This window comes from Pseudomonas sp. R38(2017), from assembly GCF_002112395.1.
Taxonomy (GTDB): domain Bacteria; phylum Pseudomonadota; class Gammaproteobacteria; order Pseudomonadales; family Pseudomonadaceae; genus Aquipseudomonas.
In genome coordinates this window covers 1-8,675 of the sequence record NZ_NEHN01000017.1, presented here as the reverse complement: position 1 = coordinate 8,675, position 8,675 = coordinate 1, and the positions used below count along the sequence as shown (strand labels likewise).

Sequence of the window (8,675 nt, the reverse complement as noted above, 5' to 3'; positions counted from 1 at the left end):
TGGCATCTGGAAACACACACTTAGCGGCCGGACACTCACGCTGCACACATTCACTGCAAAGGCGCTGTACGCGTCAGGGCAGACATCAGCCCCGCTCACGTTGACCGTGACGGCCGCCACCCCGCCGACCATCACCTCGGTCAAGGGCTCGCCGAGTAATGTCGAAATCCCCAACGGCGGCACCACCGTCGAAACCAGCGTCACCCTGACCGGCGCCGCCGCCAAGGGCCAGAAAGTTGATGTGCTACTGGGCATCGTGTCCAAAGGGCAGCCAACGGCCGATCCCGTGACCGGCATCTGGACGCTGGTGGTGACTGGCCTGACAGCCGTGCTCCAGAGTTTCACCGCCAAGGCCTTGTATGGCACCGGTCAATCATCGGCTGCGCGGACCTTCACCGTTGTCACAAAACTGAATGCTGGTACCAATAAAACATTGAACGCCACTGGTTATGTTGTCATACAGGGGATGCCTCCACCCAATCCCCCGGCCAACGCAATCTTTACTCAACCCGCGATAGGGGGGATCCCTCCCTACACCTACCAGTCGAGCGACAACGACGTCGCTATCGTCAACTCGGCCACAGGAGCAACCATCGCGGCAGGTAATGGCACCGCTACCATTACGGTTACAGATAGTTCAAAGGCTACGGCAAGTTACCTGGTGACCATCAGCAATGCAGTGGTGTGGGTATACGTTCATGATGGCTACCCGCTTCAGAATGGAGGCAATGCCTGGGACAGAACCAATCAGGCCATTTCCGCGAGTGGTACCAAGCTGCCAACAGCAGCAGATTCAAATGCACTTCTCAGGAGTTATGCGCCGAAGTGGGGAGATTGGGTCACACGAATGAAGTGGTGGGTAGGAGGAGTTCCTCAGACGGAGTACGTAGTGGCTTCTTTCAGTATGAATACTCAGACTGGAGCTTATTTATATTGGGTCAATGTACATGGCATTGGGACTCCGATCGCTGTTCCGACGTGGGGAGTCAAATAGTTTTCTCTAGCACTGTTGAATAGCGTTGAAGAGGATGTCCGCAAAGCCACACAACCTTGCGCCATTGCCTACGCATCCGCCAGAATCCGCCGGCTTGTGCGCCTTGGGGGCGGGTTCTATTGTTTGGCGGTCGTTGAAAAGCAGCGATCGGGTTTAGCAGCCCGGATCTACTCTAGACGCACAATGCCGTTCGTTCGTGATCAGGCTCACGCCTGTCCGTTCACATTATGGCTGCTTTGCGTGGGGCACTTCGGTGCGCCGGGTTCTAGAGTCCTGGTTTGCTAACCCGCGTACGGCCGCCACCTCTTTCGTTTAGCAGCGAAGCGTGGCGCCTCCACTACTCTAGAGGCTTTACCCATGATCAAACCCACGCCAAACCCGCCGGAAGTCGATTCAACTTCCCCCTACGAAACCCTCGATTCAAAGAAATTCCACGAAGCCGCCGAACGCGCTCTCGATCACTACCTCAATCCGCTTCTCCCCAGAAAACCTCTGCTCAAACCCAACGCCCGCTACCTCATAGCGCCCGCTGTAGCCTGATCACTGATCGATCCAGAGCAAAGAGAGCACACCCATCCAATTTCCCCTTGATCAATCGTTGCACCATTACCTGCAATGATTGATCAAGGATGGGCCCATGAACGCGGCACAACGCAATGACCATGCGCAAAATCTCGGCCTGCTGTTCCTGCGGGTTACCGGCGGGTTGTTTCTGCTGTTCGTCCACGGCTTGCCCAAGCTGCTGGACTTCACCGCGCAGCTGCAACTGATCGAAGACCCGTTCCACCTCGGTGCCCACCTCACTTTGATTCTGGCGATCTTCGCCGAAGTCCTCTGTCCACTGCTGATAGTCGCCGGGGTGCTGGCGCGTCTGGCGTGTTTGCCTATTCTGTTTGTGCTGCTGGTGGCGCTGCTGCTCGTGCATCCGCAATGGAGTGTGGCCGAAGGGCAGTTCGGCTGGTTGCTGTTGATTCTGTTCACCACTGTTCTGATCGCCGGGCCCGGACGGCTCGCGCTCAATGTTCGTTTGCCCGGAGTACTCCGTTATGCCTGATGCCCAGACCCTGAAAAAACCGGGACCCGAAGAAACCGTGACGCTGATCGTCAAGCACCGGGTCAAGGCCGGTTTTGAGCAGCCGTACGAAGCCTGGCTGCGCAATATCGTCAGCGTGGCGGGGCGCGAAGAAGGGCACCTGGGCGTGGACGTGATGCGCAGCCAGCAGGGCGGGCTCGCGCTGTTCACTTGCGTGCTGCGTTATTGCTCGACCGAGGCGATGCAGCGCTGGCTCGACTCGCCGCAGCGTCAGAAGCTGATCGACGAAGCCGCGCCAATGCTCGCCGACGGCGACCAGACCGAGGTCAATGCGGCCAACGAGTTCTGGTTCACACCACTGGCCGATGCCGCTTCACCACCGCCGCGTTGGAAGCAGGCTGTGGTGACGTTATTCGTGATTTTGCCGCACACCTTGCTGGTGCCGCTGATCTGGGGGCCGCTGCTGCAACTCAATGCGTTCCTGTCCAACTACGTGGTCGCCACGTTCCTGATCACCCTGACCATCGTGCTGTCGGTGGTCTACGTCTGCATGCCGGTCGCGACCCGTCTGTTCGCGCCGTGGCTGACCGCCAGTCAGCTCCATGAACATCTGGATTCCAACACCAACCCGCCGCGCTGAGCCGGCAGGTCTGGGTTTCGTTTCACTTATATCGAAGGAACTGCGATGAACGCCAACGCTGATCTGATTCTGTTCAATGGCCAATTTCATACCGTAGACCGCGCAAAACCCCTCGCCAGTGCCGTGGCGATCAAGGACGGCCGCTTCGCCGTCGTCGGCAACGATGCGCAAGCCATGGCCCTGCGCGGCGCCGGCACCCAGGTCGTCGATCTCAAGGGCCGCTGCGTGATTCCCGGCCTCAACGACTCGCACTTACACCTGATTCGTGGCGGTTTGAACTACAACCTCGAACTGCGTTGGGAAGGCGTGCCGTCGCTGGCCGATGCGCTGCGCATGCTCAAGGATCAGGCTGACCGCACGCCAACCCCGCAATGGGTGCGCGTGGTCGGTGGCTGGAACGAATTCCAGTTCGCCGAAAAACGCATGCCGACCCTCGAAGAAATCAACCAGGCAGCGCCGGACACCCCGGTGTTCATCCTGCACCTGTATGACCGCGCGCTGCTCAACCGCGCCGCATTGCGTGTCGCCGGCTACACCCGCGATACGCCGAACCCGCCGGGCGGCGAAATCGTGCGTGATGCCAACGGCAACCCGACGGGCATGCTGGTGGCACGACCGAACGCGATGATTCTGTATTCGACACTGGCCAAGGGTCCGAAGCTGCCGCTGGAGTATCAGGTCAACTCGACCCGCCAGTTCATGCGCGAGCTCAACCGTCTCGGCCTGACCAGCGCCATCGATGCCGGCGGCGGTTTCCAGAACTACCCGGACGATTATCAGGTGATCGAACAACTGGCAAAAGACGACCAGTTGACCGTGCGCATCGCCTACAACCTGTTCACCCAGAAGCCGAAAGAAGAGCTGACCGATTTCCAGAACTGGACCGGCAGCGTCAAGTTGCATCAGGGCGATGATTTCCTGCGCCACAACGGCGCCGGCGAAATGCTGGTGTTCTCGGCGGCGGACTTCGAAGACTTCCTCGAACCGCGCCCGGACCTGCCGCAAACCATGGAACAGGAACTGGAGCCGGTGGTGCGCCACCTGGTCGAACAGCGCTGGCCGTTCCGACTGCACGCGACCTACAACGAATCGATCAGCCGCATGCTGGATGTGTTCGAGAAGGTCAACCGCGACATACCGTTCAACGGTTTGCCATGGTTCTTTGACCACGCCGAAACCATCACCCCGCAGAACATCGAGCGGGTGAGGGCGCTGGGTGGTGGTATCGCGATTCAGGACCGGATGGCGTTCCAGGGCGAATACTTCGTCGACCGCTACGGCAAGCAAGCCGCCGAAGCCACGCCGCCGATCAAACGCATGCTCGCCGAAGGCGTACCGGTCGGCGCCGGCACCGACGCCACTCGGGTTTCCAGCTACAACCCGTGGACCTCGCTGTATTGGATGGTCAGCGGTCGCACCGTTGGCGGCCTGGCGCTGTACGAAGAAGGCTTGCCACGTACCACCGCGCTGGAACTGTTCACCCACGGCAGCGCCTGGTTCTCGTCCGAGCAGGGCAAGAAGGGCCAGATCAGGGTCGGCCAACTGGCGGACCTGGCGGCGCTGAGCGCGGACTTCTTCCACGTAGAAGAAGAAGCGATCAAGTGGATCGAGTCGGTGCTGACTGTGGTCGGCGGCAAGATCGTTTATTCCGCTGGCGACTTCGAAGACCTCGGCCCACGTGCATTGCCGGTGCTGCCGGACTGGTCGCCGGTGGTCAAAGTCCCTGGCCACTGGCGCCCGAATTCGCCATTGCAGGCCCAGGTGCACCAGTGCAGCGGCCCGTGCGCGGTGCATACCCACAGCCATGAAAAAGCCCGGATGTCGAATGCGCCGGTCAGCGATTTCGCTGGTTTCTGGGGTGCGTTCGGTTGTTCCTGTTTCGCTTTCTGATCCCGTAAACGGCGCCGGTCTTCGTGGCCGGCGCTTGCCGCATCACCCATCCCCGAGGAGTTTCACATGAGCAACGTTCCTTACAAACGCCTGAACAAAGACGACGCCGTGGTGCTGCTGGTCGACCACCAGACCGGCCTGATCTCGCTGGTGCAGGATTTCTCGCCGAACGAGTTCAAGAACAACGTGCTGGCCCTGGGCGACATCGCCAAGTTCTTCAAGCTGCCAACCATCCTCACCACCAGCTTCGACAGCGGCCCGAACGGCCCGATCGTGCCTGAGCTGAAAGCACAATTCCCGGACGCGCCGTTCATTGCCCGCCCTGGCCAGATCAATGCCTGGGACAACGAAGACTTCGTCAAGGCGATCAAGGCCACCGGCCGCAAGCAACTGATCATCGCTGGTGTGGTGACTGACGTTTGCGTGGCGTTCCCGACCCTGTCGGCCATCGCTGAAGGTTTTGAAGTGTTTGTGGTGACCGATGCTTCCGGCACTTTCAATACCACCGTGCAGCAAGCTGCCTGGGCGCGTATGTCGGCCGCTGGTGCGCACCTGCTGAACTGGTTCGCCGTAGCCTGCGAGCTGCAGGGTGACTGGCGCAACGATATGGAAGGCCTGGCGAATCTGCTGTCGGAACGCCTGCCGAACTATCGCAACCTGATCAACAGCTACACCAAGTTCACTGCCAAGTAATTGGTTGAAGAAAAATGCCCGCTGAAGAGCGGGCATTTTTTTGTCTGCCGAAAAGGGCTCAACGCTTTTGCAACCACCCCAAAAAACCACCCTTGCGAACGGGCACAGGCTTGGCCATCAACGCCAGCCGGCTGTTCTGCTGCCGTACCGCCTGCAACTTGTTCAACGCCTGGCCCACTTCACTGCGCTGTTCCATGCATTGGCGAGTCAGGTTTTTGTCGAGGCGATAAATGATCGAAGACGTCAGCGCGGTAAACGTCGCCTGCGAAGGTGTATCCGCCAGAATGCTTTGCTCGCCCATGACTTCGCTCGGGCCCATGCGCCCGGCTTCGGTGAAACCATTGCCGTCCGGCACGCTGGCGCTGACCACGCCGGTGGCGATCACGAACAGGCTATCGGGGACTTCCTCCAGACCGAGCACCACCTGCCCGGCGCTGTACTGCTGCGCGACCATCGATTCTGCGAGGCGATCGCGTTCTTCATGGCTCAGCGAGCGGAAGATCTTCACTTCATCGAGCAAGGCGCGAGCGCGGGTCGAAGGTTCGATCACGCCGTCCGGGTGCCGCGAAATGCCGGCGGCTTCGAGATGGCGGTGGGCGAGGTCGAACAGTTGATTGCGCACTTCAGCCTTTTTGCCCAGCTCGGCGATAAAACCGCTGGCCACGTATTCCGACATTTCTTCGCCGGCCTCTTTGAGCACGGCTTTCGGCGCAGGCGTCAGCAACAGGCTGCTGCTGCCTTGCAAGGTGCGGTCGAGGGCGTCGAGTACCCGGCGCGGGCGAATGTGGTTCGGCACCTTGATGCTGATCGACACGCCGTGCAGGTTGGTCGGGCGGCTGAGGTTGACGATCTTGGCCTTGGCCGCCACCGAGTTCGGCACCACGGCCAGGGTGCCGGCGCTGGTCAACAGGTGCGTGGCGCGCCAGTCGATGTCGAGCACTTTGCCTTCGACGCCGTCGATCACCACGAAATCGTCGACCTGATACGGCTTGGTGGTGTTGAGCACGATGCCCGAGAACACATCGCTCAAGGTGCTTTGCAGCGCCAGACCGACCACGATGGCGAACACCCCGGAGGTAGCGAGCAAGCCTTTCACCGGCAGCTCCAGCACATAACCGGCGGCCGCGACGATGGCCACCAGAAACACCAGTGCCCCGATCACGTCCTGCAGCAGACGGCCGCTGTGGCCGATGCGCCGCATCAGGATCAGGCCGATCACTTCGGTCAGCGCCCGCGCGGCGTACAGCCACCAGAAAATCCCCAGGGCCGTCGCGCCCAGTTGCGCCACCTGATCATCGGCAAAGACTGGCGCCTGCAATGGGCTGACGCCGGCATTGATGATCAGCGCACTGAAGGCCAGAAACAGCACCAGTCGCACACCGACCCGTTGCGCGCGATGCTTGAACGGCGCGAGGTGCCAGAGCAGGGCGTCGAGTACCAGCAGCAGGGCACTCCAGGACAGCAGGTGGGCAGAAAAAAGGCTCATGGGATGAACTCCGGCGGGCACAAAAGAAAACGCCACACCTGAAGGTGTGGCGAGGGGTTGCACTCAGTTCAGATGGGTCTTCAGTTCTGCCGCTGCCTGGCGCACGGCGGCCTTCACTTCAGGAATCCCGTTCAGCGGGTTGAGCAGGCCGAAGTCGTGAATCATCCCGTTGTAGCGCACCGAGGTCACCGGCACACCGGCGGCGTCAAGGTGGCGGGCGTAGCCTTCGCCTTCGTCACGCAGCACGTCGAACTCGGCGGTCTGTACCAGTGCGGCGGGCAGGCCCTTGAGCTGTTCGGCGCTCGCGTTGAGTGGCGAGGCATGGATCTGCGCACGCTCGGCCGGGTTGGTGGTGTAGTTGTCCCAGAACCACTGCATCATGCCTTTGGTCAGGAAATGGCCCTCGGCGAATTGCTGGTACGAGCCGTTATCGAACCCGGCGTTGGTCACCGGCCACATCAGCAACTGGAAGCGCAAGGCCGGGGTTTTCTGTTCCTTGGCCATCAGTGCCACGACCGCCGCCATGTTGCCGCCGACGCTGTTGCCGGCCACCGCCAGGCGCTTGCCGTCGACGCCGATATCTTTACCGTGCTCCGCCACCCACTTCGTCGCGGCGTAAGCCTGATTGATCGCGGTCGGGTACTGCGCTTCCGGCGACGGCGTGTAATCGACATACACCGCGACCGCACCGGAACCCACCACCAGATCACGAATCAGGCGTTGGTGCGTCGGGAAGTCGCCCAGCACCCAGCCACCACCGTGGAAGAACATGAACACCGGCAGCTCGCCCTTGACCTTGGCTGGACGCACCACTTTCAGGTTGATCGTCTGGCCATCGACCTTGATCGCCTTGTCGCTGACTTCAACGCCCGACAGGTCAACCTTCACCGAAGCCTGGGCGCCGGTCAGCACCGCACGGGCGTCTTTCGGGCTCAGTTGCTCAAGCGGTTTGCCACCACCGGCGGCGAGGGCATCGAGGAAGGCCTGGGTGTTGTGTTCGACGCCAGTGCCTTCGGCGGCGAATGCGTTGCCGATGGACAGGGCGAGGAGGGAAGCGGCGAGGGTTTTCTTGATGTTCATGTGTAATTCCTTTTTAAGTCGTTTGAGTTTTTGTATGCCTTGGGATAGGGCTGCTGTGGCGCTGGGCTTCAGGTCTCAGCAACACCGTGAGCACAGATTAATGAGGTGCCGGAAAGTGAAAAAGCGGCTATAAAGCGTTTAACTGTCAACCAGAGAGTGACAATGAACCCGTTCGAAGACATGCGTATTTTTTGCCAGGTGATGGATTCCGGCAGCTTCACGGCGGCCGCCGATCAGTTAGGTCTGTCCAAGCAATTCGTCAGCCGTCGGTTGATGCAACTGGAGGAGCGCCTCGGCGTGCGTCTGCTCAATCGTTCGACCCGGCGCCTGGACGTGACACCGCTGGGCCAGAGCTATTACGAGTCCGCGCTGCGGCTGTTGAGCGAAATCGAACAGGTGGAGCAGGGCATCGCCGGGCAGACTGCCGAACCCCGTGGGACGATTCGTGTCAGTGCGCCGTTGTCGTTCGCGGTGGCGCACCTGGGGTGTCTGCTGCCGCTGTTCCTGCAGCGTTATCGCGAGGTGACGGTGGAGGTCGATCTGAGTGACCGTCCGGTGGATTTGCTCGGCGAGGGCTACGACCTGGCGCTGCGCATCGGCGTGCTGGAAGACTCGACCCTGATCGCCCGGCGCATCGCTGCCATCGAGCGGGTGTACTGCGCCAGTCCCGCGTATCTGGCCGAGCGCGGTACGCCGGTCAAACCGGAAGACCTGCTCAGCCACGACTGCCTGCCTTACGGCCACGGGCGCTCGGTGCAATGGCGATTCAATGCGGGGCAGGCCAAGCCGCTGCTGGTGAATGTCACCGGGCGGATGCGGGTCAACAACGGTGAGCTGCTGCGGGATGCGGCGGTGGCGG

General features: G+C 60.9%; 8 protein-coding genes and 1 pseudogene. 7 read left to right on the top strand and 2 right to left on the bottom strand.

Annotated features, from left to right (window positions below; genetic code table 11):
* From CAF87_RS29390 to ycaC, 6 genes and pseudogenes are all read left to right on the top strand, one after another.
* Positions 1–994: pseudogene (locus tag CAF87_RS29390) on the top strand (hypothetical protein); the annotation flags it as partial.
* Between the two features lie 357 nt (positions 995–1,351).
* The gene (locus tag CAF87_RS28845) at positions 1,352–1,534 is read left to right on the top strand and encodes a hypothetical protein (RefSeq protein ID WP_085733256.1); all 183 of its coding nucleotides are present in this window, start codon (positions 1,352–1,354) and stop codon (positions 1,532–1,534) included.
* A 97-nt stretch (positions 1,535–1,631) separates the two neighbouring features.
* The gene (locus tag CAF87_RS28840) at positions 1,632–2,048 is read left to right on the top strand and encodes a DoxX family protein (protein WP_085733255.1); all 417 of its coding nucleotides are present in this window, start codon (positions 1,632–1,634) and stop codon (positions 2,046–2,048) included.
* Positions 2,041–2,667 (top strand): antibiotic biosynthesis monooxygenase, encoded by a 627-nt coding sequence (locus CAF87_RS28835; protein WP_085733254.1) that lies wholly within the window; start codon positions 2,041–2,043, stop codon positions 2,665–2,667. Before CAF87_RS28840 ends, CAF87_RS28835 begins: the two co-directional genes overlap by 8 nt.
* Positions 2,668–2,712: 45 nt before the next feature.
* Positions 2,713–4,557: an amidohydrolase gene (locus tag CAF87_RS28830; RefSeq protein WP_085733253.1), complete on the top strand. Its 1,845-nt coding sequence runs from the start codon at positions 2,713–2,715 to the stop codon at positions 4,555–4,557.
* 66 nt (positions 4,558–4,623) lie between these two features.
* Entirely contained in the window at positions 4,624–5,250 is a 627-nt protein-coding gene (gene ycaC / locus CAF87_RS28825; RefSeq protein WP_085733252.1) for an isochorismate family cysteine hydrolase YcaC, read from the top strand.
* 58 nt (positions 5,251–5,308) lie between these two features.
* On the opposite strand, the gene CAF87_RS28820 is transcribed toward ycaC, so the two are convergent.
* Positions 5,309–6,736 carry a mechanosensitive ion channel family protein gene (locus tag CAF87_RS28820; protein ID WP_085733251.1) on the bottom strand — a complete coding sequence of 476 codons (1,428 nt, stop codon included), beginning with the start codon at positions 6,734–6,736 and terminating at the stop codon, positions 5,309–5,311.
* Positions 6,737–6,799: 63 nt separating this feature from the next.
* Positions 6,800–7,816 carry an alpha/beta hydrolase gene (locus CAF87_RS28815; protein WP_085712057.1) on the bottom strand — a complete coding sequence of 339 codons (1,017 nt, stop codon included), beginning with the start codon at positions 7,814–7,816 and terminating at the stop codon, positions 6,800–6,802.
* A gap of 162 nt (positions 7,817–7,978) precedes the next feature.
* On the opposite strand from CAF87_RS28815, the gene CAF87_RS28810 reads away from it, so the two are divergent.
* On the top strand, positions 7,979–8,675 hold a 697-nt coding region (locus CAF87_RS28810; protein WP_085748635.1), incomplete at its 3' end, for a LysR substrate-binding domain-containing protein.

What these genes read in the sequence shown, in the direction of transcription:
- ycaC (WP_085733252.1), top strand. Translation starts at nt 4,624, where the DNA reads ATGAGCAACGTTCCTTACAAACGCCTGAACAAAGACGACGCCGTGGTG.
- CAF87_RS28815 (WP_085712057.1), bottom strand. Translation starts at nt 7,816, where the DNA reads ATGAACATCAAGAAAACCCTCGCCGCTTCCCTCCTCGCCCTGTCCATC.
- CAF87_RS28840 (WP_085733255.1), top strand. Translation starts at nt 1,632, where the DNA reads ATGAACGCGGCACAACGCAATGACCATGCGCAAAATCTCGGCCTGCTG.
- CAF87_RS28830 (WP_085733253.1), top strand. Translation starts at nt 2,713, where the DNA reads ATGAACGCCAACGCTGATCTGATTCTGTTCAATGGCCAATTTCATACC.
- CAF87_RS28835 (WP_085733254.1), top strand. Translation starts at nt 2,041, where the DNA reads ATGCCTGATGCCCAGACCCTGAAAAAACCGGGACCCGAAGAAACCGTG.
- CAF87_RS28845 (WP_085733256.1), top strand. Translation starts at nt 1,352, where the DNA reads ATGATCAAACCCACGCCAAACCCGCCGGAAGTCGATTCAACTTCCCCC.
- CAF87_RS28820 (WP_085733251.1), bottom strand. Translation starts at nt 6,736, where the DNA reads ATGAGCCTTTTTTCTGCCCACCTGCTGTCCTGGAGTGCCCTGCTGCTG.